Origin of the sequence: Mesorhizobium sp. ISC25 (assembly GCF_042295465.1) — a bacterium.
GTDB lineage: Bacteria > Pseudomonadota > Alphaproteobacteria > Rhizobiales > Rhizobiaceae > Mesorhizobium.
Genome location: NZ_CP135441.1, coordinates 600,382 through 627,031, shown reverse-complemented (window position 1 = coordinate 627,031; position 26,650 = coordinate 600,382). Strand labels below are relative to the sequence as shown.

Here is a 26,650-nt window from a genome sequence, read left to right as displayed (position 1 = left end):
GCAGGGTTTGGAGCACAAATCTGCCGCGGCGGTTCCTTGCCGGGTAACAGGAAACCGACGCCTTCACGGCAAAAAGCGAAGCCGGCCAAAGGCTTTCCGGCTCTGGCCTAAAGCAGCTCTGATGCCGACTGGCACCAACGCGACGCAAGGCCCTGCTTCTTTTGACGGTGGCAACCGTGATAGTCGTCTTGCCGGGGCTGAACCAAGACAGCGAGACCATGAGCACTGACACGTCGACCGCAGCCGTTGAGGATCAACCGAAGTCGAAGCGCATCGCCGCCATCGACATTGCACGCGGCATCGCATTGCTTGCCATGGCGAGCTATCATTTCACCTGGGACCTCGAATTTTTCGGCTACACCGATCCCGGCCTCACCGCCTTCGGCTGGTGGAAAATCTATGCGCGCTGCATCGCCTCGAGCTTCCTGTTCCTGGTCGGCATCAGCCTCTATCTCGCCCATGGCAAAAAAATCCGCTGGACCGGCTTCTGGAAGCGCTTCGCCATGGTTGCCGGGGCAGCGCTCGCAATATCGCTGGTCACCCGCATCGCCACGCCCGACGGCTTCATCTTCTTCGGCATATTGCACGAGATCGCGCTCGCCAGCCTGCTCGGCCTGGCGTTCCTGCGGCTGCCGGCGCTGCTGACGCTTGCCGTGGCGGCCCTCGTCATTGCCGCGCCTTTCTACCTGCGATCCGAGCTTTTCGATCATCCAGCTTTATGGTGGGTCGGCCTGTCGGCGACCAACCCGCGCTCCAATGACTACGTTCCATTGCTGCCCTGGTTCGGCGCCGTACTTGCCGGCATCGCGGTTACCAAGCTCGCCTCCACCTCCGGCGCGCTGACGCGGCTGTCGGCCCTGACGCCCGGCCGCTGGGCAAATCCGCCGGTCTTCATCGGCCGGCACAGCCTTGCCTTCTATTTGATCCATCAGCCGGTGCTGATCGGCTCGGTCTGGCTGCTTTCGCAATTCATGCCGGCGCAGGTCGAAACCAGGGAGGTGAGTTTTCTGAAATCCTGCCAGATATCCTGCGAGCAGGCACGCGACACCGGGTTCTGCTCCAGCTATTGTGCCTGCATGCTGGACACTCTCCAGGGCGAAGCCTCGCTTGACCGGCTCTACAGCAACGACCAGTCCCCGGAGTGGAAGGCGCATATTGGCGAGCTCGCCGGCACCTGCACCGCCCAAACCGAGACGGCGGAACCGGGAACGCGCTAATCGAGGGAGGACAACAATGAGCGACAGTCACCCGAAACCCGTGCAGCAAAATCCTGGGCAGCCGAAGCTTGGACACATCCCATGGCCGCCGCTGATCTATATCGCCGCCATCATCGTCAGCGTCGCGCTAGGGCTGTTCTATCCGCTGCCGTGGATCGGCGATCTTCTCGGCGACATCCTGTTCGCCGCCGGCCTTGTGGGGTTGGTGGCGGTCGCCGCGCTCTGGTTCACGGCAATCCGCACCATGATCCGCGCCAAGACGACGCTCAACCCGAACGGCGTGCCGGACCATCTGGTGACCACCGGCCCCTTCGCCGTCAGCCGCAACCCGATCTACCTCGCCAACACGCTGCTGCTGGTCAGCCTCGCCTTTGTCTCTGGGATCGCCTGGTTCCTGCCGCTGGCGGTCATCGCGGCGTTCCTGACGCAGAAGCTGACGATCGAGAGCGAGGAGAAGGTGCTGACAGCCAAATTCGGCAAGAAGTACCGGGACTACGCCAAAAGGGTGCGGCGCTGGATTTGAGCCGAGGCTGACACCGCGCTTATGTGGTGACGCCGAGTTCCACCAGCCGCTCGACGCAGGATTCCTCTGCATGGTCGAGTTCGGCCAGCGTCTCTTCGAGGTCGCGGCGTTTCTGGCGCAAATCCTCGCGCTTTTCCTCGATGCGCTTGATCATCAATTTGAGTTGGCCGACCTCGCCGGGCGGCTCCCTGTACATCTGGATGATTTCGCGGATCTCATTGATCGAGAAGCCGAGCCTCTTGCCGCGCATGATCTGGCGGATGAGATGCCGGTCCGACGGACGGAACAGCCGGGTGCGGCCGCGCCTTACCGGCTGCACCAGCCCTTCGTCCTCGTAGAAGCGTAACGTCCGCGTCGACACGTCGAATTCGCGGGTCAGCTCCGTGATCGAATAATATTCCCGCATCGTCACTCCAATGCCCCGGCCACGCCGCGAGTTCCAACTGGCCGGCGCCGGCGCCCGGGGCGCGTGCCAGAATCGGCGGACAAGGCACCTTCCAAAGCCTCGCACGGCATTTACGTAAAAGTCAATTGAGGTGCCGTTCAGCGCACGCCGAACCACCATGTGGCAAGCCCGAGAAAGGCAAAGAAACCGACGACATCGGTGACCGTAGTGACGAAAACCGCCGAAGCCACAGCCGGGTCGATCTTGAAGCGGTCGAGCAGCAGCGGGATAAGGATGCCCGCCAGAGCCGCCACGAACATGTTGATGATCATCGCCGCCGCGATGATGCCGCCGAGATTGCGATCGTGGAACCAGGCAGCCGCAACGATGCCGATCAGGATGGCGAAGATGATGCCGTTGATGAAGCCCACCCCGATTTCGCGGCGGATGATGCGGCCGGCATTGTAGATGTCGAGGTCCCTCGTCGCCAGCGCCCGCACCGTGACGGTCATGGTCTGCGAGCCGGCATTGCCGCCCATGCCGGCGACGATCGGCATCAGCACCGCCAGCGCCACGATATGCTCGATGGTGCGGTCGAACAGGCCGATCACCGAGGCCGCGAGGAAAGCCGTCAACAGGTTGACCAGCAGCCACGGCACGCGCGAGCGCGAGGTCGAAAAGATGCTGTCCGAGAGTTCTTCATCGCCGACGCCGCCCATGCGCAGCAGATCTTCCTCGGCCTCCTGCTGGATGACGTCGACGACGTCGTCGATGGTCAGCACGCCGACCAGCCGCTCGTTCTCGTCGACGACGGCGGCGGACAGAAGATCGTATTGCTCGAATTCGCGCGCCGCCTCTTCCTGGTCCATGGTGGCCGGGATGGCATGCCTGGTCTCATGCATGACCTCTTCGACCTTGACCGAACGCTTGGTGCGCAGGATCTGGTCGAGGTCGATGGCGCCGAGCAGCTTGAAGCTCGGATCGATGACGAAGATCTGGCTGAAGCGGTCGGGAAGATTGTTGTCCTCGCGCATGTAGTCGATGGTTTGGCCGATCGTCCAGAAGGGCGGCACCGCGACGAACTCCGTCTGCATGCGGCGGCCGGCGGTCTCTTCGGGATAATCGAGCGAGCGCCGCAGCCTGATCCGCTCGGTGAACGGCAATTGCGACAGGATCTCGTCCTGGTCCTCCTGGTCGAGATCCTCGAGAATGTAGACGGCGTCGTCGGAATCGAGATCCTGCACCGCCTCGGCGATCTGCGCATTGGGCAGATTGTCGACGATGTCGCGTCGGATCGCCTCGTCGACCTCGGTCAGGGCGGAAAAATCGAAATCCTTGCCCAGCAATTCGACCAGGGCGCGGCGCTGTTCCGGGTGCAGGGCCTCGAGCAGGTGGCCGAGTTCCGACTGGTGCAGATCGTCGACTTCACGCTTCAGCGTCAGCGTATCGCGATCGGCGATCGCTGCACCGATCTGGGCGAGAAACGACGACAGGATGACGCCGTCCTCGTCATAGATGTCGGCGCGGCGCTCCTCGGCGGCCCTGGCGCCGGTCATGTATTCGTCCTGGCCTTCCACCAGCGCCTCCCGCCATCGGATTTCCGGATAAGGTGCCTGTCAGGTCTAGACCATGATCCTGAAAAGTGGAAACCGGTTTTCCGAAAAGATCTTGGTCGAACACAAAGATGGAGCGGCGGCACGATTTGGCTTGAGAATCGGCCTCTCCGTGCGCAACGGACGGATATCAGACCTTGCGAGCTGCCGGTTGCCCAAGATTGATAATTCAAGATTGATAATTAGATAATTCTAATTTAGTATTTCTATAATTACCGCTAATAAATGGAGGGTGTTTATGGCGAAGTATCTGTTTACCAGCCTTGCGTTGGTTTGTTCGGGAATACTTTTGAGCCCGATTACCGCCGAGGCAAAGGCCTTCAAATCTTTTCAGGGCAAGGAATGCAAGCCTGACTACAAACGGCTTTGCCCAATGACACCGATCGGCAAATGCGACCTTCAGAGCATGATCGAGCAGTTGTCACCCGCCTGCAAGGCTTTCGTCGAGAAGCACCGGTAATCCAGCTCTGGTACCGCCGCTGACCAACCGCCGGGTAGTCCGCGACAACGCTAGGTGTGGTGTGCCCGCCGTTCCGGTTGGGGCATCATTCGCCCAACAACATTAGTGGCCGGACAGAGCGGCACATGCTGCACCGGGAATGAGGCGAGGCCGACAGTGCGACGGCCTCGCTGGTATGGACTGGGAGGCTTCCCGATCAGGCGGCGTGGCGCTGGGCCTCAGCCGCATAGCGGTCCAGGAGCCCGCTCCAGCCACCCTCGGATTCGAAGGCCTGGCGCGCTGCCTCTGCGGTCTTGCCCATGTTCTCCAGAAGCCTGTGCTCGAGTTCCACACGCGTCGCGTTCTCGCCGAGTGCGACAAAGCGGATCTCGACTTCGGTCAGCAATGCCGGATCGTAGCGCCAATCGGCTCCAATGCGCCAGGCGAGCGTCAGCCTGGACGGCGGATCCCAGGCGAGAACCTCGCCCCAATCGCATTGTGACCCGTCCTCGCCGATCTCGTACCAGCGGCCGCCGGCTTTGGGTTCGATCACCGCAGTCGTCAGGGCGGATTTGCCGATCGAGTGCGAAGCAGGCCACCACCGTCCGAACCCTGTCGTGAACACATCGAATGCCTTGTCGAGCGGCACCTCCACCGTCACCGACTTCCTGACCGGCGCGGGCTTGATCATGGTCGTCATTTCCTCTTCTCCTTGCTGTCGTCGACTTCCCGTTTGAAGGCGTCGAGCGCATCGCCCCACATGCGGTCGAGCCAGGCGCGCATCTCGCCGAGCCCATGCGGGTCGAGATGATAGATGTTGCTGGCACCTTTCGGCTCTGCGCGGACCAGCCGGGCCTCCTTCAAAACCTTGAGGTGCTGCGATACGGCCGGCTGCGAGACCGGAAGCACTCGCGTCAGATCGATGACCGAGCGTGGCCGATCGGCGATGAGCTCGAACACCTTGCGGCGCGTCGGATCGGCCAAGGCCACCATTCCTGCATAATCATAAACCATGACTTATGATAAGTTACAACTTATGATATGTCAACTGAGGGAGCGGTGGACCGGTGTTTAAACACCCGGCCGGTTCGGCCCCGAGGTTCCGGCGCGTTCCTTCACACCGGGCATGGACAGCAATGCGGATGCAAGATTGCTCAGGGAAACAATCCACCGCGTGCGGGCCGGCAGGCAAATGTCGATCACCGGGGAAAAAGTAAACCTGGCGGCAACGTTTTTACCTTATCGGTGTATGTGTCTCTCCGGCGAAACGTTAAGAACGGGTAAATTGGTTTGGCCCTAACCACGGAAGCCTCTCGCTACAGGCCCTCCGCCATATGGCAATTGCGCCTCTCCCTGTTCATGGCGATATACGTTTTAGGCGCATCTGCACTATATCCAGAACTATTCTATACATCAGCCTTAATCTATTCTCGCAAGTTTCTTATTGGTATTCCGGTGTTGTTTATCGGTGGTGTCTGTTGTGCCGCGATACTCCATGGCCGGCGGCAACCAGTTCGCTACGCCCTGGATTTGGTTCAAGGGCGCTGGCGCGGCTGTCTGCTGGTGCTGCTGTTCTTCTTCGCCAGCTTGACCGCGTTCTCTACCTACAAGATCGCCATCCCGTCCGTCGTCCCATACTATGCCGACAACTGGTTGGCCGACGCTGATGAATGGCTGCACGGGATGCCGCCATGGGAGATCGTCCATAAGCTCGACAGCAACAATTGGTCGCTCGTCGTCTTCAACAGCTATGAAGTCATTTGGTTTTACCAGTGGTTCGGCACCATCCTTTTGGTGTCGCTCTGGTCGGACGAGATTGCCCGCATCCGCTATCTCTGTGCAGCAGCGCTGACGTTGTGCGTCCTCGGAACGGTCTTGGCCCTGGCGTTGGCATCGGTCGGGCCGGTTTACTACCACCACTTTATTGGCGTGGATCGCTTCCACGGATTGAATGCGGCCTTGGACAGACTGGACCATAGTTACATGGTGCGGGAACCCGCGGCATATCTCCTGATGGCTTACCAGAGCGGCCGGCCAAGTCTTGGGGGCGGCATCTCGGCCATGCCAAGCATGCATGTCGCCTTTGCCGCATTGAACGCCTATTTGCTTTCCTCAATCAATCTCTGGCTTGGCGTTCTGGGTTGGACGTTCGCAGCCCTGATCCTGTACGGATCGGTGTACACTGGCTGGCACTATGCGGTGGACGGCTACGCATCGATCGTCGTTGTGTCTGTGATCTGGTGGGCGACCGGACGCCTGGTGCGCGAATAATTATGTGCGCTTGTCGGTAGATGGCCATGCCCGCCGATGGCCTCTTCGCATCGGCCAAACTCGCGACCGCAATCAGGCAAAAGCCTCGTGCCCTGACAAGGACGCTTCCTGCCGTGCTCGAACTCAATGGGTTGGAGGTTCCGCTTTCGAATTTGATTGGTGCGGTCGAGATGCAACGCTGCACCGCCTCCCGCGTTGATTTTAAAGGGGTTTTTGGTAGAATTCCGTAGCGATTTGTATCACAGTTTGTATCTCAGTCCGTATCGCACGATGCGGACCCGGCACCAGCTAAGTAGCCCTTCTTACGAAGGCCGAAACCCGCCCGCTTCAAGAGTCTTTTGCCTACCTCAAACGCTTGGCAAGGAAGGAGCACAAGAAACTGTCGAAAGCCATCCGGTCGAAAAGGCAGCGGAGATTTAGAAGGCACGAATTTACGATGCCGCCGTTCCCACTATTCAGCCGCCTCGGCATAGTGTGCCGGCACATAGTTGAGAACGGGGCCCAGCCAGCGCTCGACATCGGCGATTGGCATCGCCTTACGGCTAGCATAATCCTCGACCTGGTCGCGTTCGATCTTGGCGACGCCGAAATAATAGCTTTCGGGATGGGCGAGATAAATGCCCGACACGGAAGAGCCCGGCCACATCGCATAGCTTTCGGTCAGGCTGACGCCCGCATTGCGCTCGCCGTCGAGCAGGCGAAACAGCGTCGCCTTCTCGGTGTGGTCGGGCTGCGCTGGATAGCCGGGCGCCGGGCGGATGCCGCGATAAGGTTCGCCGATCAGGTCGTCCGGTGCCAGGTTCTCGTCGGGCGCGTAACCCCAGAACTCCTTGCGCACCTTCTCATGCATGCGCTCGGCGAAGGCTTCGGCGAAACGGTCGGCCAGCGCCTTGACCATGATCGAGGAATAATCGTCGTTCGCCCGCTCGAAGCGCTCGGCGATCGCCACTTCCTCGATGCCGGCGGTGACGATGAAGCCGCCGAGATAGTCGGCTTTACCGCTGTCGGCGGGCGCGACGAAATCCGACAGCGCGACATTGGCCCTGCCGTCTCGCTTGGCCAGTTGCTGGCGCAAGGTGAAGAAGGTCGCCAGTTCCTGCGAGCGCTTATCGTCCGTGAACAGCCTGATGTCGTCGCCGACGGTATTCGCCGGCCAGAAGCCAATCACGCCCTTGGGCGCGAACCATTTTTCGGCAATGACCTTCTTCAGCATCGCCTGGGCGTCCTCGAAAAGCTGGCGTGCCGCCGGCCCTTGCGCCTCGTCCTCGAGGATCTTGGGATAACGACCCTTCAACTCCCAGGTCTGGAAGAACGGCGTCCAGTCGATATAGCGAGCGAGCTCGGCCAGATCCCAGCCTTCGAAGACTTTGACGCCAAGGAAGGACGGCTTCGGCGGCACATAGGCCGACCAGTCGACCTTGTGCGCGTTGGCCCGCGCCCGCGCCAGCGGCAGGCGCTGCTTGTCGGCTTCGCTGCGCGCATGCGCATCGGCAACCTTCTTGTATTCGGCGCGGACGTTGTCGACGTAGCCGGCCTTGGCCTCGTTCGACAGCAGCGCCGAAACAACGCCGACCGCGCGGCTGGCATCGGCGACGTAGACCGTCTGGCCGCTGGTGTAGCGTGGATGGATCTTGACCGCCGTATGCACGCGGCTGGTGGTCGCGCCGCCAATCAGCAGCGGAATGTCGAAGCCTTCGCGTTCCATCTCGGCCGCCATATGCGCCATCTCGTCTAGCGACGGCGTGATCAGGCCGGACAGGCCGATGATGTCGACCTGCTGCTCGCGCGCCGTCTGCAGGATCTTCGTCGCCGGCACCATGACGCCGAGGTCGATGATCTCATAATTATTGCACGCCAGAACCACGCCGACGATGTTCTTGCCGATGTCGTGGACATCCCCCTTCACCGTCGCCATCAGGATCTTTCCTGCAGTCTGGCGCTCGCCATTGTCGATGCCGTTGGCGGCGTTCGCCAGCTTCTCCGCCTCCATGTAGGGGAGCAGGCCGGCAACGGCCTGCTTCATGACGCGGGCGGACTTCACCACTTGCGGCAGGAACATCTTGCCGGAGCCGAACAGGTCGCCGACGACATTCATGCCCGCCATCAGCGGACCTTCGATGACATGCAGTGGACGCTCGGCCGCACCCCGCGCCTCGTCCGTGTCCGCGTCGATGAATTCGGTGATGCCGTTGACCAGCGCATGCGAAATGCGCTGTTCGACCGGCCAGTCGCGCCAGGCGAGATCGCGCTCCTGCGCCTCCTTGCCAGCCGTGCCTTTGAAGCGCTCGGCAAGTTCCAGCATGCGCTCGGTCGCCGTGCTACCACCTTTCGGCTCACGGTTGTTGACGACATCCTCGCAGGCGTCGCGCAGGTCCGGATCGATGGTGTCGTAGACGGCAAGCTGTCCGGCATTGACGATGCCCATGTCCATGCCCGCCTGGATGGCGTGGTAGAGGAACACCGCATGCATGGCCTCGCGCACCGGCTCGTTGCCGCGGAACGAGAAGGAGAGGTTCGACACGCCGCCCGAAATATGAACATAGGGAAGCGTCGTGGTGATCTCGCGCGCTGCTTCGATGAAGTCGACGCCGTAATTGTTGTGCTCCTCGATGCCGGTGGCGATGGCAAAGACGTTCGGATCGAAAACGATGTCCTCCGGCGGGAATCCGGCCTGCTCGGTCAACAGCTTGTAGGCGCGGGTGCAGATTGCAACCTTGCGCGCTTTGGTGTCGGCCTGGCCGTCCTCGTCGAAGGCCATGACGACCACCGCCGCGCCATAGGCACGGACCAGTCGGGCATGATGCAGGAAGGCTTCTTCGCCCTCCTTCATCGAGATGGAGTTGACCAGCGGTTTGCCCTGCACGCATTTCAGGCCAGCTTCGATGATCTCCCATTTGGAACTGTCGATCATCACGGGAACACGGGCGATATCAGGTTCGGCCGCGATCAGGTTGAGATACTCGATCATCGCCCTCTTCGAATCGATCAGGCCCTCGTCCATGTTGATGTCGATGATCTGGGCGCCATTGGCGACCTGGTCGCGGGCGATATCGAGCGCGGCGACATAGTCGGCCGCCGTGATCAGCTTCCTGAATTTTGCCGACCCGGTGACATTGGTGCGCTCGCCGACATTGACGAATGGAATCTCGTCGGTCAGCGTGAACGGCTCGAGCCCCGACAGGCGCATCTTCGGTTCGATGTCGGGAACAGCTCGCGGCGGATATTTCTTCACCGCCGCTGCGATGGCGCGGATGTGGTCGGGCGTCGAGCCGCAGCAGCCGCCGACGACATTGACCAATCCCTCGCGCGCGAAATCCTCGATCTGCGCGGCCATGAATTCCGGACTCTCGTCATACCCGCCGAATTCATTGGGCAGGCCGGCATTCGGATAGGCGCAAGTGAACGTATCGGCGACACCGGATATCTCTGCCAGATGCGCGCGCATGGCGTTGGCGCCGAGCGCGCAATTCAGGCCGATGGTGAAGGGGCTGGCATGGCGCACCGAATGCCAGAAGGCGGTCGGCGTCTGCCCGGACAGCGTGCGGCCGGACAGGTCGGTGATGGTGCCGGAGATCATCACCGGCAGGTACACGCCCTTCTCGATGAAGATCTCGTTGCAGGCGAAGATCGCCGCCTTGGCGTTGAGTGTGTCGAAGATCGTCTCGAGCAGGATGATGTCGGCGCCGCCGTCGATCAGGCCGCGCAGCTGCTCGCCATAAGCAAGGCGCAGGTCGTCGAAGGTTACGGCGCGATAGCCGGGATTGTTCACGTCTGGCGACATCGAGGCGGTGCGGTTCGTCGGCCCGACCGCGCCGGCGACGAAACGGCGTTTGCCGTCCTCCTGCTCGGCACGAACAGCGGCGCGGCGCACCAGTCGCACGCCATCGCGGTTCAACGCGTAGACCGCATCCTCCATGCGGTAATCGGCCTGGGCGATTGAGGTCGAGGAGAAGGTGTTGGTTTCAAGGATATCTGCGCCGGCGATGGCGTACTGATAGTGGATCTCCTCGATCGCCCTCGGCTGCGTCAGGATCAGCAGATCGTTGTTGCCCTGCTGGTGGCAGGCACAGCCGGCGAAGGCCTCACCCCGAAAATGGTCTTCGTCAAACCCGAGGCCCTGGATCTGCGTGCCCATGGCGCCGTCAAGGATGAGGATGCGTTCGTGCACCGCTGCGGTCAGCGCAGCAAGCACTTCGGAACCGTTGGGCTTTGCTGTGGCGGGGCCGAACAGGTCATCCAGCGATGAGGAACTTTGCGACATTTTTCATCCTCGAGACGACAGTCGCACTCAAGTCACATAAAGACATCTTTATGTCAACATACGCCCTCCAGCTCTGTTTGTCACCCTTGTTCCCCACGCATCGGTTTCGCCGGCCTGAGGCTGATGATGCCGCTGGTGCCGCCGCCGCCCAAATGACCGCGCCAAGTGTCAGGCCGATGCCGACGTTTTCTCCATCGCTGCGATCAGTTCTTTCTACGGCGGATCCGCAAGTGGCTGGATAGGATCGCCGGCAGTTTGCTCATGATCTTCGGACTGCGACTGAAGTTCAGGCATAGGTCCGACTCGAGCCGTTGCGCGAAGGGCAGCTTTGAGCGGGCATGAAGGTCGCCTTATGGCGCAACTAGGATGTCCAGGGTAATCGCCTGCAGCGTCCGCTATCCGGCAATCGCAAAAATCGCCTCAAGGGCGGACATTGCGCGCGAAGCGGCCATCCAAGGTTCAGCCTACGGAAAGCGTCTTGGGGCGCATCGCGCCATACAACGCTCGCAACCGAATGACAGCAAAAGGGTCGAACTCCGTCGTTCAGAGTGATTTGGGTTGGGGCGAGAGCGGCCGGCCATGAGGAGGCCCCGGACTGAGAAGGAGGTGTCGGTCGGGCGCGCCTGATAGGGGCCCACAAGGGCACCCCTGCCCGGTCTGCCGACGAACCCAGGGGGCAGTGACCGCCACGATCAGAGGTACGGCAACATGGGCGGCCGGGCCGCCTTCGCGCTGTCAACCGCACGCTACCCAGCGGCAACTGTGGCCTTAAGTCGCAAACTATTGGCTTCAGAAACCAGGCCGTCGGGCTTCATTGACGCTGCAACCAACACCATATGGTGATCCATTGCCCTCCAAAACGAGAGAAGCTGGCCTGCCGCGGTCGCACTGCGGCCCTCAACCGGCAATGGCTATGAACTAGGAACCTGAAAACCATGCCTGAAAATATCAGAGTAATTTCGAGAGACGTCCCCCTCATTCAGCTAGGCCTCTATCAGTGCCGCTTCCCGGTAAGCGAAGACCCGTCGGTACCCGGCGGTTACCGTTTTTGTGCTGGGTCAACTTCGCCGGACCGCGTCTACTGCGATCACCACCACGGCATCGTAACCGCTGTCGACCCTCGTCGGGCCCGTTCGGTCCTCGCTCAACGACGCGCCGCGTAAATTAGGCGGCGGGCGGGTCGCCAATTTGCGAGTAGACACCCGGTGGATCACCTTGAGGCTTCCCCCTGCTTGCGGGCGTCGATCAGCAATGGTGCCTCGAAGCACGCAATAATATGGGCGTCGACATTGTCCATTTCCGCCGCGACCACCTGCTTGAGCAGGCCCGGTACGGAGAGTTCACCGTCAAATGGCCCTTCGATCGCTTCAGGTCCAGCCATGGACTGCATGCCCAATATCTCGGTCCCTGGGCCCGCCACCGCCATGGCGGCTGCGACGAAGCGGTCGTGTTGGGATTGATGACGGCAATTCGCATTCGCAGCATTCCGGCTTGGTTGCGCTCAATCACAAAGATGCCAGCGCGCTGGACATGCGCTCCAGCCCTTGGCGCAACAGAGGACGCGGGCAGCCGACATTCAGACGGATGAAGCCTTCGCCGCCAGGCCCATAGACGCGGCCGTCGTAGAGATTGACCCCGGCCTGATCGACAAAGAACTTCTGAATTCCACCCACTCTGCGATCGAGCGCGCACGCGTCCAACCACACCAGAAACGATGCGTCGGGCCGCATGGGCGTGATGCCTGGAAGGTGTTCACCGGCGAACTCGCAAACCAGATCAATGTTGCTGGCGATGTAACGCGTGAGTTGGTCGAGCCATGGCGCGCCGCTGCTGTAGGCAACCTCCAGGGCCAAGCGGCCGAAAAAGTTTGCATTTACCATGAATGACGCCTGCATTGCGGCAAGAAGCGTCTCGCGGCGCTTTTTGCTGGCAACTGAAATGGTTGCCGAAGGAACCCCGGCAAGATTGAAAGTCTTCGTTGGCGCGGTGCAGATGAACGATTTCTCCGCGGCATCTTCCGAGATGGAGGAGAAGACGATGTGGGGGCGATCCGACAACCTTATGTCGCAGTGAATATCGTCGGATATGACCAGGATCCCATGGCGCTCACAAATGTCGTTAAGCGCCGCCAATTCTTCGAGTGTCCAGGCCATTCCGGCAGGGTTGTGAGGATTGCACAGCAGGAATGCCTTGGCACCGCCAGCCGCCAGTCTCTCGAAATCCTCCAGATCGAGCTCATATCTGTTGTTGTGCAATCTCAGCCGGTTCGTAAGCAGAACCCGCCCGTTTCCCTGAACCACTTCGAAATAGGGCGAGTACACGGGCGACTGCACAATGACGCCGTCACCGGGCTTCGTGAAGGTTCGCAGTATCGCAGCGACCGAAGGCATGATCGCCGGGGCGGGAAGCAAGGTCTCCACTTTCGGCGACCAGTTGTGCCGGCGCGCGAACCACGATTGCACGATCTCATAGTGGCGCGGATCGCGGCGTGTGTAGCCGTAAATGCCATGGTCCGCGGCCTCGCACAGCCGCGCGATGACGGTTTCCGGAGCGCGGAAATCCATATCCGCTGTCCATAGGGACAGCAGGTTCTGGCCCTCGACCTGCGGAGAGAACTCATCCCACTGGTTGGCCCATTTGGCGGATCCGAATTGCTGGCGGTCGTGGATTTGGTCGAAATCTATTCCCGCGATATTTCGTTGCCCAAGCGCCGATGCGGGCGTGTCTGCACAAGCCATTTGATAGTCACCTAGAAAATCTGTTGCTACGGTTACAGCCGCTTTGCTTCTGCGGACGTCCCTATTTGAGGATTTGCGCCAGAAACTGCCGTGCCCGTTCCGATCGGGAGTTGGTGAAGAACTGATGGGGCGTGTTGGTTTCGACGATCTCCCCGCGGTCCATGAACACCACGCGATCGGCCACCTCCCGCGCGAAGCCCATCTCATGCGTCACGCACAGCATCGTCATGCCTTCACTCGCAAGCGACACCATCGTGTCGAGCACCTCCTTGACCATCTCCGGATCGAGGGCAGAGGTCGGCTCGTCGAAAAGCATGATCTTTGGGTTCATGCAGAGAGCCCGGGCAATTGCAGCGCGTTGCTGCTGGCCACCCGACAACTGCCCTGGGTAGCTCTCCGCCTTCTCCGCAATTCTGACGCGATCGAGATAATGGCGCGCCAATTCCTCAGCGGCCGACCGCGGCATCTTTCTCACCCAAAACGGCGCAAGCGTGCAATTCTCAAGCACCGTAAGGTGGGGAAACAGATTGAAGTGCTGAAACACCATCCCGACGTTGCTGCGCACTGCGTCGATCTTGCGCAGATCCTCGGTTACCAACTTGCCGTTGACGATGATGTCGCCCGACTGATGCTCCTCGAGATGGTTGATGCAGCGGATCATCGTCGACTTGCCCGACCCGGAGGGGCCACAGATCACAATGCGCTGCCCCCGCGTCACCGAGAGGTTGATGTTCTTGAGCGCATGGTACGAACCGAACCATTTATTGACGCCACGCAGTTCGATGGCCATCGCCTTGCCGTAGGGCGTTGCCTTCGTCGCTGCGTGCATTGCTTGTGGCATCATCATCTCGTCCTAGGATTTGTGGCCACGCGCCAATTGGCGCTCCATCGATTGCGAGTAGCGGGACATGCCGAAGCAAAAGCCCCAGTAGACCAGTCCGGCAAAGAGGTAGCCGGTTGAGGAGATCGTCGGGCCTGCCCAGTTCGGATCGACTCGCGCCGTTTCGACGGCCTTCAGGAAATCTGCTATGCCGACGATGGCGACCAGCGTCGTGTCCTTGAACAGGCCGATGAAGGTCGACACGATGCTCGGGATAACGATCGTCAACGCCTGGGGGAGGACGATCAGGCGCATCATGTCGAAGTAGTTGATCCCGAGCGCTTTCGCCGCTTCGTATTGGCCCTTCGGGATCGCCTGAAGGCCGGCCCTCACAACCTCGGCCATATAGGCGGATGAGAACAACGCTATCGCGATGAGCGGGCGCAGCAGACGATCAGGCGTCAGATAGTCGGGGACGAAAAGCGGCATCATGAAGTTCGCCATGAACAACACCGTGATAAACGGCACGCCCCGGACGACTTCGATGAATGTGACGCAAACCGTCTTGACGAAAGGGAGTTCCGACCGGCGTCCAAGCGCCAGGATAACTCCGATCGGAAGCGAGAAGACGATGCCCACAATCGACATCAGCAGCGTGATCAAGAGACCGCCCCAGAGCGTCGTGTCGATGACAGGCAAATGGAGCCAGGCGACGCCGCGGACCAGAACGAACGCGGCAATGGGGTAGACGAGGAAGAACAGCAACGCCGCCACTTCGCGCCGCGGAGCCTTCGTCCACAGGAGCCAAACGATGAGGATGGCGCCGATCGCCTGCGCAAGGTCCACGCGCCACCGCTCGGAAACCGGGTACGCGCCGTATCGCAGGTAGTCGAACTTCTCGGCAATGAAAGGCCAGCAAGCTCCTTGGCTGTTCGCACGGCATGCTTCGCGACCGCCGCTCCAGACCGCGTCGAAGATCGCAAAGCTCAAAAAGTGATGCAGCAGCCACACGGCGAGGACGACAAAGCAGATTGTCAGCGCGCCTGAAGCCGGCGTCGAAAACAGATTCTTTTTCATCCAGGTCACTGGACCTGGCCGAACGTCGGCGGGGGGCGCCATCGCTGGTATGAGCGCACCGCTGACCAAAGGCGAATGCATGGACTGATCGCTCACGCGTCACCTCTCGACGATCGCAAAATGTCGGTTACACGCGTTCATGGCCAACGACGTGGCGAGGGAGATAACGAGATAGACAGACAAGGTGATCGCCATGACCTGGACGGCCGCGCCGGTCTGGTTGAGCACCGTCCCTGCAAAGATCTGCACGAGGTCGGGATAGCCGATGAACACCGCCAGCGACGAGTTCTTGATGAGATTGAGATACTGGCTTGTCAAAGGCGGTATGATGATCCGCAGCGCCTGGGGAACGACGACCAGACGAAGCGTCTTGCCCGGCGCCAGCCCCAGCGCATACGCAGCCTCCGTCTGGCCCTTTGGCACTGCCTGGATTCCACCTCGAACGATCTCGGCGATGTATGAACCGGTGTAGACCGACAGACCGATCAGGAGAGCGGCAAACTCCGGATAGAGCTGATGCCCGCCTTGAAAATTGAAGCCGCGCAGCTGCGGCGCGACGAACGAGACCGGCTCGCCAGCCGCCAGGAACACGACCAGCGGAAATCCTATCAACGTCGCCAGACTGACCAAAAGCACCGGCAGCTGCTTGCCCGTCCGTCTCTGGACGCTCCTGGCGCGAAACCAGAATGCAACGCAGCAGGAAATGGCCGTCACGAATGCCAGGCTCACCAACCCCGCTCCCGGATGCAACTGGATCTCCGGAATGATGAGGCCGCGATTGTTTAGGTAGATGCCGCCGGGGATGGCAATAGACGCCTTCGGGGAGGGCAACGGCTTGAGGACGGCGTTGTACCAGAACAGCAGCTGCAGCAATAACGGGACATTGCGCACAAGCTCGACATAGGCGGTCGCCACCTTCGAAACGATCCAGTTCCGCGACAGGCGGGCAACGCCGATGACGAAGCCAAGCAAGGTCGCCAACAGGATTGCGAGTACGCTGACGTAGAGTGTGTTGACCACTCCGACCCAGAAGGCCTGACCATAGGTGGACAGCGCATCGTACGGTATCAGGGTCTGACTGATGTCGAAGCCGGCAGCCTCATTCCAAAAATCGAATGAGAGCGGAATCCCCCGGACCCGCATATTCGATGCTGTCTGCATCCCGATGCCCAGGGCCAAGGCCAGCAGACAGCCAGCGAGCAAGAGCTGGTAGAGAACGCCTCGCACTTTCGTATCGTGCAGCGACAGGCTCCTGCGCGACGGCGCGGGAAGCGACAAATGGGACATGGCCTGTTCCTATCGGGATCCGTGCAGGGCGCTGGTGGTAACACGCCAGCGCCTTGCAACCATGCTTTGCCTAGCGGATCGGCGGAGCGTACTGAACGCCGCCTTTGTTCCAGAGCGCGTTCATGCCACGCTCCATTTTCAGCGGCGAATCCTTGCCGATATTGCGATCAAAGACTTCACCGTAGTTGCCTACCTGTTTGATCACCTGGACCGGCCAGTCGTCGCCGAGCCCGATGTCCTTGCCTATGCTACCGTCCACGCCAAGCAGACGGCGGATGCTGGGATTGTCCGACGACTTCATGGCATCGACGTTCTTGGAGGTGACCCCGTTTTCTTCCGCGGCCACCATGACGTAGAGCGTCCACTTCGCCACATTGAACCACTGGTCGTCACCCTGCCGCACCGCCGGGCCAAGCGGCTCCTTTGAGATCAGCTCGGGAAGAACAATGCTGTCGTCCGGCTTGGCCATGCGAAGCCGCGACGCGTTCAAGGTGGAGGTGTCCGCGGACAAGACGTCGCAACGACCCTCCTCGTAAGCCTTCACGACCGCTTCCTCGTCGGCGAAACCAACCGTCGTGTACTTGATCGACTGCGAGCGAAAATAGTCGGCAAGGTTCAACTCGGTCGTGGTGCCCTGGGTGACGCATATCGATGCGCCCTCGAGCCCCTTGGCTGACGTGATGTTGTCCGCATTGCGCACCATGAATCCCTGGCCGTCATAGAAATACGTGCCGGCAAACAGTATGCCGAGGGATGTATCGCGGGAGGAGGTCCAGGTTGCGTTGTGTGCGAGGATGTCGATCTCTCCCGACTGCAAGGCGGTGAAGCGATCTTTTGGCGTCAATGGGATGAACTTGACCTTTTGCGCATCCCCGAGCACGGCAGCGGCCACGGCGCGACAATAGTCGACCACAAATCCGGTCCATTTGCCTTCATTGTCGGGAAGGCTGAAGCCAGCCGTGGCCGAATTTGTGCCACACGTCAGCACGCCATTTTTCTTGACATTGTCGAGGGTTGCGGACCACGCCGAGGAGGCGGTGCACGCGATAGCGAGGGCAAGGAGGCCCTTGAACGTGGATCTCATTTCGGTATTCCCCTGTTTTTCTTGAAGAGACTGTGCTCTCAACCATAAGTATTCGTCAAATTGATTGTTCTCATTACGAAAATGAGCGCTGCTCATAATTTACGAGGCACCCGCTCTCGGGTGAAAAGGGACTTGAGTGGTGATCGGGCCGGTTTGCTTGAGCGGGCTGATCGAATGAGCGACAGTGCGCGCGATCTATTGTGCAGCCAACCCCGGTGCTCCGACGGTTAGCCCTTGATCTCTCTTGGTCCGCGACTCGTTGTAGATGCTAATGATGATTTCCCGGAGCCATTTGGTACCCGGGTCATTCGCCATCTGGCGGTGAACAATGAGCCACGCATTCACATTTGATATCGAAAGGGGCGGCGGGACCAGCGTCACCTCGCTCCTCTCATCCAGCATTTGCAGGATGGCATCGCCGCAATGGGTAATCAGTTCAGTGCCGCGAAGCGCCCAGGGCAGCACCAGATAATTCGAGATGGTCGCAACGACATTGCGCCGTAGACCCATTAGCTTGAGGGCGGCATCAGCAAGACCTTCTGCCAGACCATCTGCGGAAATCTGCAGGTGAGAACTGGCCAAATACGTTTCCAGTGTCATTGCGTTCCTGGCTATCTTGCTTCCACTCCACACCGCGCAAAATAGCTGATCCTGGCCAAGTTCCACCTTCAGGAGACCCGGGTCATCGCGTATCGCGGCTCCCGTCAGCGCACAGTCGACTTGTCTCAAATAGACTGATGAACCGATCTCGGGTCCGTTTGCGGGAATGACGTTCAGCGTCGCGCCAGGAGCTTGCCTCGAAAATTCTCGAATGAGCCCAGGGATAAATATCATGGCGTGGTAATCGGTAAGTCCAACGCGAAAGTTGCGTCGCGTCGTTGCCGGATTGAACACCTGATGCCGGTCGATCGACGCGCGGATCGTTGCCAGTGCAGCAGAAATATCTGACAGCAACTCCACCGCCCGTGGGGTTGGCCGCATCTCCCCCCCGTCTCTCGTGAACAATTCGTCCTGCAAGAGATACCGAAGCTTTGATAGGGAATGACTTACAGCGGATTGTGTTCTTCCCAATTCGGTCGCTGCACGCGTTACGCTCCTTTCACGCATCATAACGTCGAATACTCGTAGCAAATTGAGGTCGATATCATCAAAACTCATGAGAACGTCCGCACAGTTTTTCGCATGCTACACTGTTTTCAAGCGGCGGGCGAAAGCCAGATTTGCGCCTGCTGTCGACGGCCGTGACGAGACCCTATCGTAGCTTCACTCTCAACGGCTTCGCTGGCCGTGGCTGTCGTATGGCCAAAGCCCGCGCAGACGGCTTGGTCTCCCCTTTTGCTCTCCGGCGAATTCTATTCGCCGACGGGCAGATCTGCATGACTTTGCCTATATATCATCAAGCCAGTTGCTTCCCTTGCCGGCATCTGCCTGCCTTGATCAAACCGTTTGTGGCGCAGAGGTAAGCCGCCCGGGCGAGTGTCCGCTTTTGGGATTTTCGCACATCATCGCAACGACCGACATTAGGCGCGAAGCGGGCATTCGCCGTCCAAGAGACAAAAGTTTCTTTCGGTGAACCCATGACATCGACAAGCAGCACGGATTGGCCCCTCTCCTGCGGTTCGAGCCGGAGGAACACTGGTGACCGTCGTCGGGCCGCCCGACGCGCCGCCCGCCAATGGCCTGGCAGTCGACTTCGTTGTCGAGTCCGATCGTGCTCAACTGAATGAAATCGTCCAGCGCGTGCGGGACGGACGGCTGCGGACGAACATCGGCAACATCTCGACCCTCGACGATGCCGTTTCCGCGTTCAAAACGACCGAGCGACGCTCGGGGAAGACGATCATCAGCGTTCGTCCGTGAGCGACACGCGCCTGTCAATGCGCCCGGCCGGCCGGCGCTGTCCAGATAGGCCGGCTGCGTCCTGTACGCAACGCCGGATCAAAGCACTCTCCTCTGCAAAGCTGGGCGCTCGTTGGCGATGCCGGCTATAACAAGGAGGCAAACACTGCGCAGGGTATCAGCGATGCCTTCCGGGATGCTGAGCTCTGCGCAAAAGCACTTGGCCTGGCTTTCAAGGGCGACAGCAGTTTCGAGGCGGCTATGGCGGACTATCAGCGACAGCGCGACCAACACTAGCTGCCGATGTATGAGTTCACCTGCCAACTCGCAACGATGGAGCCGCCCATGGAGATGCAGCAACTCTTCGGGGCGATCGCTGGCAACCGGCAAGCCGAGGACAACTTCGCGCGCGTGAACGCGGGCACGATCTCGCCAGCCGCGTTCTTCGCACGCGAAATATAGCCCGGATCATGGGCTCAGCCAGCAGGCCACTCTGACGCTGGTGTCGTCTTGAGCGTTGAGGTTCATGGGCAGCGGCTTAGGCCGCGCTCTGGGCTGGAGCGACCTCACCGAGGAGGAGCAGCGGCGCTCAAACGCACGAACCGTGGACCTACGAGGCGCGGTCGAAAGTATTGGCCGAACGCCTTATCTCCTCGGGCTTGCCGAAGAGAGACCGAGCGGGACAGGCGGAAACAGGGCTCGAAGAGAGCTGGTGATCAACACTTTGCTTGGCGCTCGCGCTGACTAGCTCGCGACTTTAATATCCGCCGAGACGGCTTCCTTGACTTCCCGGATCTCTTCACCAACTATCATGATATGAATGCCGCCGTTAAAATCCGTCACGACTTTCTTTTCCGGGTTTGCCCCATCGCGGGATCGTAACCCCCGGCTCGGCTGGCATGTGCCCCCGAGCCGAGGGGCAACACTTAAATAATCGACATGGAAGTCCGCGGGCCGCCGATCGGCTCGGCTCGGCTGTGAGCAGGACATCCTTGACTTGGCCGCTCGCATCATCTTTCGCGACGGCGTCCCACCTGAGATACGAGTATTCAAATGCAAGACAAGAAGACCCGGCGTAAGCCGAACATCCGCATCTCGCAGTCGGACCATGCGCGTCTGTCAGCGCTTGCGGGCGCCGTCGCCGCACGAAATCCGAAGGCTTCCGATGAACTCCTCGCCGAACTAGAGCGGGCTCGTATCGTCGCCGATGGTTGGATCCCCGCAGGCACCGTCCAGATGGGCTCGACAGTGACGTTCAAGCCAGACACCGGCGACGCGAAAACGGTCACGCTGGTTTTTCCTGGCGATGCGGATATCACCGAAGGCAAGGTTTCAATCCTCACGCCGATCGGAACGGCCCTGATCGGCCTCTCGGCCGGACAGTCGATCATGTGGACTGCGCGAGACGGGCGGCGGCACGAACTCTGGGTGCTAGCGGTGAAACAACCGGCTCCGGAAGGCGCGACAGAACAGCGCCCGCCGGCGCCTTCGGCTATCGAGGCCGGCGTCTAGACATGGGCGTTTCCGTGCGTCTCCTCAATCACGCGGGCAGCCTGATCGCAGGAGTCTGACGCCTGTGCCGGCCTGTTATGGTTCGGCACAGGGGAAGTTTTCCAAACCCGATCAATTGTATAACGCCGGATTTCGCCCCGCGGACCGGCTGGAGACGCGCCATGCCCACTAGCGACAGCTGTCAACTGACCACCAAGGACTACACAATTCTTGAAGTAATGCGGGAACGCCATCCGAGCCGCGGCGAAATCCTCTCGGCTATCCTTAACCGGAAGATTTCGAGCGCCGTTGTAATGTTTCGGGATGATATTCCGGCAACCGTCGTGACGCTCAGCAGCCGCGTGGCTTATCGGGTAAACGACGGCCCTGCCGAAACTCGCATCGTCGCACATGACGAGATGCGCGGTCTGGTTGGAATGCTTTTGCCTATCACCAATCCGCGCGGTCTGGCGCTGCTTGGCTTGGCCGAAGGTGAGTCCATGTCCATTCCGACTGCGGACGGTGGCCTTGAAACGCTGAGTGTGCATGAAGTGGTCTATCAGCCGGAAACCGCAAGGCGCGAGAGATTGAAGCTGGCGGGAGCTGCCGCGCCGGGCTCGTCGCGACTGGCCGGACCGGTTCTGCGCGTCGTCCATCGTTCCGATGAGCTGCAGGACCAAGCGGTAGACAAAATCATCGCGGCCTTCGACACCGGGTTCGACGACCCGGGTCCGTCGGCCGCCTGAGAGCTCGACTATCCCGAAGGATGTGAAGGCGGGTAGACAAGCGTTCCGTCGGCCCTTGCCTTCGCGGCGTCGGTGAGTTTCGCCGGCTCGATCTTATCCTTGCCCATTAGATGAAAGACAGACTCGCCGCGGCTAAGGAGATAATCGGCGACGATTCTTCTGTGACAGCGCCACCAGAGCGTTTCCGAGCACATGATGGCGCTTCGCCGCTGCCTGCCGAGGGACACAAGCCGATTCAGGCCGTCAAGAAACTCGGCCGACAGCGCGTAGTCGGCGTAATTGTGAAAACTCTGGTTGATCCAGAATGCGTTGAGCGCAGGTGGGATATCGTGCGCCTTGCCGCGCAGGCCGCCAAGCTCGGCAATGTATTCATACCCGATCCCGAACGCTGCCAGCGCTTCGGCAAGCACCTCGCTGTTGAACTGCGGGTTCGCCCGCGAGCGTCTGACAGTCCTGATGTCGATCACCAGAGTGATCTCTGCGAGCCCCAGCAGGGCGACAAATTCGGCGATCGACCGGGTCGAGTGACCTATGGTGTGGAATGGATAAGGCATGTACGGTCAACCCATGGCAACGGATTTCTTTCCGGCTTGATGACCGATGATTTGGAACTGAAACAACGCTGTCATTTCACCACCTGCTTCAGACCACGTAACGCCTCCTGGACGTCGGCACGCGCCTCGCTTGTTTCCGGATAGACTGCATAGGCTGGATAGGTGAATTCCGGGGCGCCTTCCACCACCTCCAGCTGTCCCGCCTCGATATGGGGCGCTGCGGCGCCCCTGCGGAAATAGCCCATTCCGCCAGCGCGCAGGATGTAGCTCAGCCCGAGCGGACCAAGGCCGACCATCAATCCTGGCTCGCCGAAGGCTGAGGAGCTGGCACCATGCTGGGCCGCAAACAGCGGTCCCCAATCAACATAGACATAATCGTTGTACCCGACCGTTCCCCGGTCTCTGTCCGTGGTCCGAACCAGGACGAGTTGCTCCTCGACGAGAAGCTCTACCTTGAAACCCGGCAGCAGCTTCGGCGCATAGAGCACGGCAATGTCCAGAACGCCGGTCCTTAGCTGCTCGAGGAGTTGGTCCGGAACGCCGACCTGGGCCTGGATGGCGATTTCCGGCCTGGCGTTCTTCATCCAGACCAGCCAGTCGAGCAGCAGCGGATTCCACAGACTGAGCTCTCCGCCCAAGGCAACCACGCTTGTCCGTCCCGATGGGATGGCGAGCTGATGGCGCGCACGTTCCCAGATTTGTACGAATGATTGGGCGAACCGCTCGAATTCCCGGCCCGCCGGAGTCAGCTGCGCGCCATTGCGGTTGCGGATGAAGAGCTGACGGCCGAGTTCGTCTTCCAGAGTGCGTATCCGCGCGCTGACAGTTGTCTGCGTGACATGGAGCCGGTCGGCGGCTTTCAGGAAGCTGCCTGAATGGACGATTTCCAAAAACGTTCGAGCGCGGTCGATATCCATTCTGGCTCCAGTCGGTGCAATAATTTTGCATCAATACAGCATTTAATTCCGTTTGCCTTCCTGTTTTACGCAGCGCAACGTCCAGAAGGTCGAGATGGTTTCTGCCGCAGGAGTTGATGGAGCGCACAATGTCTGATCAGGACGATGTTCTCTTGGAAACGCGAGAGTACGCCTCGCCGCCGTGCTTCATGCACGAACTCGTTCCCGGATATGGCACCGGGTCGGTTGTCCAAGACGCATGGACGGATGTCTGTCGATGGCGCAAGGCGGAGCGCAAGCGCTTGATCGATGAGCGTCTTGCCGTCGACGCCGAGGAACGCGTGGCGAGGTCTACACGCATCGCCTCCGCGCTCGACCGGGCTGTCGGCCGGGTCAGCGGGCGCATCATCAGCGGCTACTGGCCTTTTCGCGGCGAGCCGGACCTTCGCAACTGGGCGATACGCGTGATCGAGCGCGGCGGGCGGATCGCGTTGCCGGTCGTCATCAAAAAAGGCTGGCCTCTTGAGTTTCGTATCTGGGGACCAGGAGACCCGCTCGAACGCGGCATCTGGAACATTCTTGTTCCGTCAAATGGGCCATCGGTCCAGCCGGATGTAGTCATCGCGCCGGTTGTCGGTTTCGACCAGGCTAGCTACCGCCTGGGCTATGGCGGCGGCTTTTTTGACCGGATCCTGGCGGCCGTGCCGAAGCGGCCTCTCATCGTCGGCGTGGGTTACGCCGGCAGCAGGATCCGGACCATCTATCCGCAGCCACACGACATTCCGATGGATGTGATCGTCACGGATGAATGAATGAGTGCAGGCGAGCCCTGATCCTCCTGTGACGGCGGATCGCAGACGGGCGGGTCCATCTTTGAGTCCGCCGCGCCTCCAGTGAAGAGCAGGATGCAAATCATGTCCAATCCAGCCACCACGGCCTTGGATGATCATAAGCCGCGGTTTGTCGTCAGGTGGCTGTTCTCCACCAACCACAAGGATATCGGGACGCTTTACCTGCTGTTCTCGATCATGGCCGGGGTCTTCGGTACAGCGCTTTCCGTGTTGATCCGCACGGAGTTGCAGGAGCCGGGCCTGCAGATATTTGGCGATCCTGGGGTCTACAACGTCATCGTCAGTGCCCATGGGCTGGTCATGATCTTTTTCGTCCTAATGCCTGCACTGATTGGTGGCTTCGGCAACTGGATGGTACCGATCATGATTGGCGCCCCCGACATGGCCTTTCCGCGCTTGAACAACATCTCATTCTGGCTGCTGGTGATGTCATTTATCCTCTTCATCACCTCAATGTTCGTTCCAGGAGCGCCCGGCACGCTTGGCCATGGCGGCGGCTGGACGCTCTACCCGCCCTTGTCGACTGATGGCCAGCCAGGCCCCGCGGTCGACCTCGTGATTCTGTCAATCCACCTGTCGGGTGCCTCTTCGATCCTTGGCGCTATCAACTTCATCACCACCATCTTCAATATGCGCGCGCCTGGCATGACGATGCACAAGATGCCTCTGTTCGCCTGGTCGATGCTGGTTACTGCCTTCATGCTTCTGATGTCGCTGCCGGTACTCGCCGGCGCCATCACCATGCTTTTGACCGATCGCAATTTCGGGACGACCTTCTTCGCGCCCGCCGGCGGCGGTGATCCGGTCCTCTACCAGCATCTGTTCTGGTTCTTCGGCCATCCCGAAGTCTACATAATGATTCTACCCGGCTTCGGCATCATCAGCCATGTCATCTCGACCTTCGCCAGGAAGCCGATCTTCGGCTATCTCGGCATGGCCTATGCGATGGTGGCGATCGCCGCGATCGGCTTCGTCGTGTGGGCGCATCATATGTATACGACCGGCCTGTCCGTGGACACCCAGCGTTACTTCGCCTTCGCCTCGATGGTCATCGCCGTTCCAACCGGCGTGAAGGTGTTTTCCTGGCTAGCGACTATGTGGGGAGGATCGATAGACTTCAAGACACCGATGCAGTGGGCTCTCGGTTTCGTCCTGCTGTTCACCATCGGCGGCGTCACCGGCATCATGGTTGCAAACCCTGGTATCGACCGCGTGTATCACGATACCTATTTTGTGGTCGCCCACTTTCATTATGTGCTGTCTTTGGGCGCGGTGTTCGCCATCTTCGCCGGCTTCTATTACTGGTTCCCGAAGATGACCGGCTATATGTACAACGAAACGATGGGCAAGCTGCATTTCTGGGTGATGTTCATTGGCGTCAACCTGGTCTTTTTCCCTCAGCATTTTCTCGGCATGGCCGGCATGCCGCGACGCTATGCCGACTACCCCGATGCCTTCGCCGGCTGGAATTTCGTCTCGTCGATCGGGTCCTACATTTCAACGGCCGGACTTGTCGTCTTCTTCATCACGGTAGCGGAAGCCTTCAGCCGCAAACGCCAGGCTGGCGCCAACCCATGGGGCGAAGGGGCGGCCACCCTCGAATGGCTGCTGCCGTCGCCGCCACCCTTGCACCAATGGGAAAAGCTGCCGCGCATTCTCTAACACTCGCCTCCAGCTCAATCGGCGTCTGTTATTGTTCGGGAGACTGTCATGAACGAGACCACAGATCCAAACAACCAGATCCTGCTCGTAGCAATTGTCGCGTTTTATTGGGCATTGCTGGCAGGCTGGGACCAGCTGCTGCCGCGCTCGGATGACGACCAGACCAAGCGGGGCGATGCGATGACTGAGCAACGAAGCGGCGTTGCCGATTACGCTTCATCGGCGGGCCAGCCCTTGGATCTGATCCGGGACATCGATCCGAATTTTGACCTCGCTGCGTTTCTGACCGGCGCGAAGACGGCCTATGAAGTTATCCTGCGGGCCTATGCAGATGGCGACACCCAAACGTTGAAACGCCTTGTCGGGCCGGAAGTGCTTGAGACCTTCGAACGAGCTATTGCCGGGCGCCGGGATCGGGAAGAGACGCTGCAGCTGACCCTCATCGGCGTGAGTGAAGCAAAAGTCATCGAGGCTCTCGAGGAGAATGGGACCGCAGAGATCGGCGTTCGCTTCGTTTCCGAGGTGGTCAGTGTCACCCGTTCAGCCAACGACTGGGTCGTGGCTGGCGATCCCACGCTGATTGTTGAGGTGATCGATACGTGGACGTTCGCCCGCGAAACACAGTCAACGAAGCGCGACTGGGTTTTGATCGCCACCGAGGGCGACTAACAGGTACGTGCTCTCCGAGAAGCCTGCCTCCCCGTGTCACCGTTGAAGGCAGTCAACCCGGAGCGTTGGGTGGCCTGAACGGATTTGTCGGTTTTTGACAACACCCACCGACTATTTGCCTGTCGCGATCAATTGGACATGACACGGCTTCAGTCGACCATTTTCAAGCAGCGAGCTGCGTAGCACGGCCTGGAAATAAATTACCAGATCGTATCCTTTATTGGTGC

General features: G+C 60.1%; 23 protein-coding genes and 2 pseudogenes. 11 read left to right on the top strand and 14 right to left on the bottom strand.

Annotated elements, in window-relative coordinates; translation table 11 throughout:
- The first annotated feature begins 218 nt into the window (after positions 1-218).
- A complete protein-coding gene (locus RQ479_RS03170; RefSeq protein WP_376704069.1) occupies positions 219-1,217 on the top strand; it encodes a heparan-alpha-glucosaminide N-acetyltransferase in 999 nt (332 codons plus the stop codon).
- 16 nt (positions 1,218-1,233) lie between these two features.
- Complete coding sequence (locus RQ479_RS03165; protein WP_352714610.1) at positions 1,234-1,740, top strand: isoprenylcysteine carboxylmethyltransferase family protein; 507 nt, start codon at positions 1,234-1,236, stop codon at positions 1,738-1,740.
- Positions 1,741-1,759: 19 nt separating this feature from the next.
- Here the strand turns inward: RQ479_RS03165 and RQ479_RS03160 are convergent, their stop codons facing one another.
- Both RQ479_RS03160 and mgtE read right to left on the bottom strand, forming a co-directional pair.
- Positions 1,760-2,146 (bottom strand): MerR family DNA-binding transcriptional regulator, encoded by a 387-nt coding sequence (locus RQ479_RS03160; RefSeq protein WP_376704068.1) that lies wholly within the window; start codon positions 2,144-2,146, stop codon positions 1,760-1,762.
- 137 nt (positions 2,147-2,283) lie between these two features.
- Positions 2,284-3,681, bottom strand: coding sequence for a magnesium transporter (gene mgtE, locus RQ479_RS03155; RefSeq protein WP_376705857.1), 1,398 nt, complete (start codon positions 3,679-3,681; stop codon positions 2,284-2,286).
- Positions 3,682-3,976: 295 nt separating this feature from the next.
- Between mgtE and RQ479_RS03150 the strand changes: the two genes are divergently transcribed.
- Entirely contained in the window at positions 3,977-4,198 is a 222-nt protein-coding gene (locus tag RQ479_RS03150; RefSeq protein ID WP_352466850.1) for a hypothetical protein, read from the top strand.
- Positions 4,199-4,394: 196 nt separating this feature from the next.
- Here RQ479_RS03150 and RQ479_RS03145 read toward each other — a convergent pair whose 3' ends face one another.
- Both RQ479_RS03145 and RQ479_RS03140 read right to left on the bottom strand, forming a co-directional pair.
- Positions 4,395-4,877 carry an SRPBCC family protein gene (locus tag RQ479_RS03145; protein WP_352466851.1) on the bottom strand — a complete coding sequence of 161 codons (483 nt, stop codon included), beginning with the start codon at positions 4,875-4,877 and terminating at the stop codon, positions 4,395-4,397.
- Positions 4,874-5,191: a metalloregulator ArsR/SmtB family transcription factor gene (locus RQ479_RS03140; RefSeq protein ID WP_352466852.1), complete on the bottom strand. Its 318-nt coding sequence runs from the start codon at positions 5,189-5,191 to the stop codon at positions 4,874-4,876. The genes RQ479_RS03145 and RQ479_RS03140 overlap by 4 nt, the downstream gene beginning before the upstream one ends.
- Positions 5,192-5,467: 276 nt before the next feature.
- Between RQ479_RS03140 and RQ479_RS03135 the strand changes: the two genes are divergently transcribed.
- Positions 5,468-6,448 (top strand): phosphatase PAP2 family protein, encoded by a 981-nt coding sequence (locus tag RQ479_RS03135; protein WP_376704067.1) that lies wholly within the window; start codon positions 5,468-5,470, stop codon positions 6,446-6,448.
- 451 nt (positions 6,449-6,899) lie between these two features.
- Here RQ479_RS03135 and metH read toward each other — a convergent pair whose 3' ends face one another.
- Positions 6,900-10,709 carry a methionine synthase gene (gene metH, locus RQ479_RS03130; protein ID WP_376704066.1) on the bottom strand — a complete coding sequence of 1,270 codons (3,810 nt, stop codon included), beginning with the start codon at positions 10,707-10,709 and terminating at the stop codon, positions 6,900-6,902.
- 935 nt (positions 10,710-11,644) lie between these two features.
- On the opposite strand from metH, the gene RQ479_RS03125 reads away from it, so the two are divergent.
- Positions 11,645-11,872 carry a GcrA family cell cycle regulator gene (locus RQ479_RS03125; protein WP_352566386.1) on the top strand — a complete coding sequence of 76 codons (228 nt, stop codon included), beginning with the start codon at positions 11,645-11,647 and terminating at the stop codon, positions 11,870-11,872.
- Positions 11,873-11,919: 47 nt separating this feature from the next.
- Here RQ479_RS03125 and RQ479_RS03120 read toward each other — a convergent pair whose 3' ends face one another.
- The 7 genes from RQ479_RS03120 to RQ479_RS03090 form a co-directional block, all read right to left on the bottom strand.
- Positions 11,920-12,099 carry an aspartate/glutamate racemase family protein gene (locus tag RQ479_RS03120; RefSeq protein WP_352668596.1) on the bottom strand — a complete coding sequence of 60 codons (180 nt, stop codon included), beginning with the start codon at positions 12,097-12,099 and terminating at the stop codon, positions 11,920-11,922.
- A 115-nt stretch (positions 12,100-12,214) separates the two neighbouring features.
- Positions 12,215-13,447: a MalY/PatB family protein gene (locus RQ479_RS03115; RefSeq protein ID WP_376704065.1), complete on the bottom strand. Its 1,233-nt coding sequence runs from the start codon at positions 13,445-13,447 to the stop codon at positions 12,215-12,217.
- 61 nt (positions 13,448-13,508) lie between these two features.
- Positions 13,509-14,237: an amino acid ABC transporter ATP-binding protein gene (locus RQ479_RS03110; RefSeq protein ID WP_352566381.1), complete on the bottom strand. Its 729-nt coding sequence runs from the start codon at positions 14,235-14,237 to the stop codon at positions 13,509-13,511.
- 63 nt (positions 14,238-14,300) lie between these two features.
- On the bottom strand, positions 14,301-15,425 hold the full coding sequence (locus RQ479_RS03105; protein ID WP_376705856.1) for an amino acid ABC transporter permease: 1,125 nt from the start codon (positions 15,423-15,425) through the stop codon (positions 14,301-14,303).
- Between the two features lie 18 nt (positions 15,426-15,443).
- Positions 15,444-16,631 carry an amino acid ABC transporter permease gene (locus tag RQ479_RS03100; RefSeq protein ID WP_352566379.1) on the bottom strand — a complete coding sequence of 396 codons (1,188 nt, stop codon included), beginning with the start codon at positions 16,629-16,631 and terminating at the stop codon, positions 15,444-15,446.
- Between the two features lie 70 nt (positions 16,632-16,701).
- The gene (locus RQ479_RS03095; RefSeq protein ID WP_376704064.1) at positions 16,702-17,715 is read right to left on the bottom strand and encodes an amino acid ABC transporter substrate-binding protein; all 1,014 of its coding nucleotides are present in this window, start codon (positions 17,713-17,715) and stop codon (positions 16,702-16,704) included.
- Between the two features lie 195 nt (positions 17,716-17,910).
- Entirely contained in the window at positions 17,911-18,873 is a 963-nt protein-coding gene (locus tag RQ479_RS03090; protein ID WP_376704063.1) for a LysR family transcriptional regulator, read from the bottom strand.
- A gap of 459 nt (positions 18,874-19,332) precedes the next feature.
- Between RQ479_RS03090 and RQ479_RS03085 the strand changes: the two are divergent.
- The 3 genes and pseudogenes from RQ479_RS03085 to RQ479_RS03075 all read left to right on the top strand — a co-directional run.
- Positions 19,333-19,575 (top strand): annotated as a pseudogene (locus tag RQ479_RS03085) (NADP-dependent oxidoreductase); the annotation flags it as partial.
- Between the two features lie 1,032 nt (positions 19,576-20,607).
- Entirely contained in the window at positions 20,608-21,066 is a 459-nt protein-coding gene (rnk, locus tag RQ479_RS03080) for a nucleoside diphosphate kinase regulator (protein ID WP_376704062.1), read from the top strand.
- Positions 21,067-21,227: 161 nt separating this feature from the next.
- Complete coding sequence (locus tag RQ479_RS03075) at positions 21,228-21,791, top strand: nucleoside-diphosphate kinase (protein ID WP_376704061.1); 564 nt, start codon at positions 21,228-21,230, stop codon at positions 21,789-21,791.
- Between the two features lie 8 nt (positions 21,792-21,799).
- Here the strand turns inward: RQ479_RS03075 and RQ479_RS03070 are convergent, their stop codons facing one another.
- Both RQ479_RS03070 and RQ479_RS03065 read right to left on the bottom strand, forming a co-directional pair.
- A complete protein-coding gene (locus RQ479_RS03070; RefSeq protein WP_376704060.1) occupies positions 21,800-22,345 on the bottom strand; it encodes a DUF488 family protein in 546 nt (181 codons plus the stop codon).
- A gap of 71 nt (positions 22,346-22,416) precedes the next feature.
- Complete coding sequence (locus tag RQ479_RS03065) at positions 22,417-23,262, bottom strand: LysR family transcriptional regulator (protein ID WP_376704059.1); 846 nt, start codon at positions 23,260-23,262, stop codon at positions 22,417-22,419.
- Between the two features lie 116 nt (positions 23,263-23,378).
- On the opposite strand from RQ479_RS03065, the gene RQ479_RS03060 reads away from it, so the two are divergent.
- From RQ479_RS03060 to RQ479_RS03050, 3 genes and pseudogenes are all read left to right on the top strand, one after another.
- A complete protein-coding gene (locus RQ479_RS03060) occupies positions 23,379-24,053 on the top strand; it encodes a 5-formyltetrahydrofolate cyclo-ligase (RefSeq protein ID WP_376704058.1) in 675 nt (224 codons plus the stop codon).
- 135 nt (positions 24,054-24,188) lie between these two features.
- Positions 24,189-25,754: pseudogene (ctaD, locus tag RQ479_RS03055) on the top strand (cytochrome c oxidase subunit I); the annotation flags it as partial.
- A 48-nt stretch (positions 25,755-25,802) separates the two neighbouring features.
- Positions 25,803-26,423, top strand: coding sequence for a Tim44/TimA family putative adaptor protein (locus tag RQ479_RS03050; protein ID WP_376704057.1), 621 nt, complete (start codon positions 25,803-25,805; stop codon positions 26,421-26,423).
- Positions 26,424-26,650: the final 227 nt, after the last annotated feature.

Excerpts from the sequence above, each read along its gene's own strand:
- RQ479_RS03170 (WP_376704069.1), top strand. The coding sequence starts at position 219 with ATGAGCACTGACACGTCGACCGCAGCCGTTGAGGATCAACCGAAGTCG.
- RQ479_RS03165 (WP_352714610.1), top strand. The coding sequence starts at position 1,234 with ATGAGCGACAGTCACCCGAAACCCGTGCAGCAAAATCCTGGGCAGCCG.
- RQ479_RS03160 (WP_376704068.1), bottom strand. The coding sequence starts at position 2,146 with ATGCGGGAATATTATTCGATCACGGAGCTGACCCGCGAATTCGACGTG.
- mgtE (WP_376705857.1), bottom strand. The coding sequence starts at position 3,681 with ATGACCGGCGCCAGGGCCGCCGAGGAGCGCCGCGCCGACATCTATGAC.
- RQ479_RS03150 (WP_352466850.1), top strand. The coding sequence starts at position 3,977 with ATGGCGAAGTATCTGTTTACCAGCCTTGCGTTGGTTTGTTCGGGAATA.
- RQ479_RS03145 (WP_352466851.1), bottom strand. The coding sequence starts at position 4,877 with ATGACGACCATGATCAAGCCCGCGCCGGTCAGGAAGTCGGTGACGGTG.
- RQ479_RS03140 (WP_352466852.1), bottom strand. The coding sequence starts at position 5,191 with ATGGTTTATGATTATGCAGGAATGGTGGCCTTGGCCGATCCGACGCGC.
- metH (WP_376704066.1), bottom strand. The coding sequence starts at position 10,709 with ATGTCGCAAAGTTCCTCATCGCTGGATGACCTGTTCGGCCCCGCCACA.
- RQ479_RS03125 (WP_352566386.1), top strand. The coding sequence starts at position 11,645 with ATGCCTGAAAATATCAGAGTAATTTCGAGAGACGTCCCCCTCATTCAG.
- RQ479_RS03120 (WP_352668596.1), bottom strand. The coding sequence starts at position 12,099 with ATGCAGTCCATGGCTGGACCTGAAGCGATCGAAGGGCCATTTGACGGT.
- RQ479_RS03115 (WP_376704065.1), bottom strand. The coding sequence starts at position 13,447 with ATGGCTTGTGCAGACACGCCCGCATCGGCGCTTGGGCAACGAAATATC.
- RQ479_RS03110 (WP_352566381.1), bottom strand. The coding sequence starts at position 14,237 with ATGGCCATCGAACTGCGTGGCGTCAATAAATGGTTCGGTTCGTACCAT.
- RQ479_RS03105 (WP_376705856.1), bottom strand. The coding sequence starts at position 15,425 with ATGCATTCGCCTTTGGTCAGCGGTGCGCTCATACCAGCGATGGCGCCC.
- RQ479_RS03100 (WP_352566379.1), bottom strand. The coding sequence starts at position 16,631 with ATGTCCCATTTGTCGCTTCCCGCGCCGTCGCGCAGGAGCCTGTCGCTG.
- RQ479_RS03095 (WP_376704064.1), bottom strand. The coding sequence starts at position 17,715 with ATGAGATCCACGTTCAAGGGCCTCCTTGCCCTCGCTATCGCGTGCACC.
- RQ479_RS03090 (WP_376704063.1), bottom strand. The coding sequence starts at position 18,873 with ATGAGTTTTGATGATATCGACCTCAATTTGCTACGAGTATTCGACGTT.
- rnk (WP_376704062.1), top strand. The coding sequence starts at position 20,608 with ATGCAAGACAAGAAGACCCGGCGTAAGCCGAACATCCGCATCTCGCAG.
- RQ479_RS03075 (WP_376704061.1), top strand. The coding sequence starts at position 21,228 with ATGCCCACTAGCGACAGCTGTCAACTGACCACCAAGGACTACACAATT.
- RQ479_RS03070 (WP_376704060.1), bottom strand. The coding sequence starts at position 22,345 with ATGCCTTATCCATTCCACACCATAGGTCACTCGACCCGGTCGATCGCC.
- RQ479_RS03065 (WP_376704059.1), bottom strand. The coding sequence starts at position 23,262 with ATGGATATCGACCGCGCTCGAACGTTTTTGGAAATCGTCCATTCAGGC.
- RQ479_RS03060 (WP_376704058.1), top strand. The coding sequence starts at position 23,379 with ATGGAGCGCACAATGTCTGATCAGGACGATGTTCTCTTGGAAACGCGA.
- RQ479_RS03050 (WP_376704057.1), top strand. The coding sequence starts at position 25,803 with ATGAACGAGACCACAGATCCAAACAACCAGATCCTGCTCGTAGCAATT.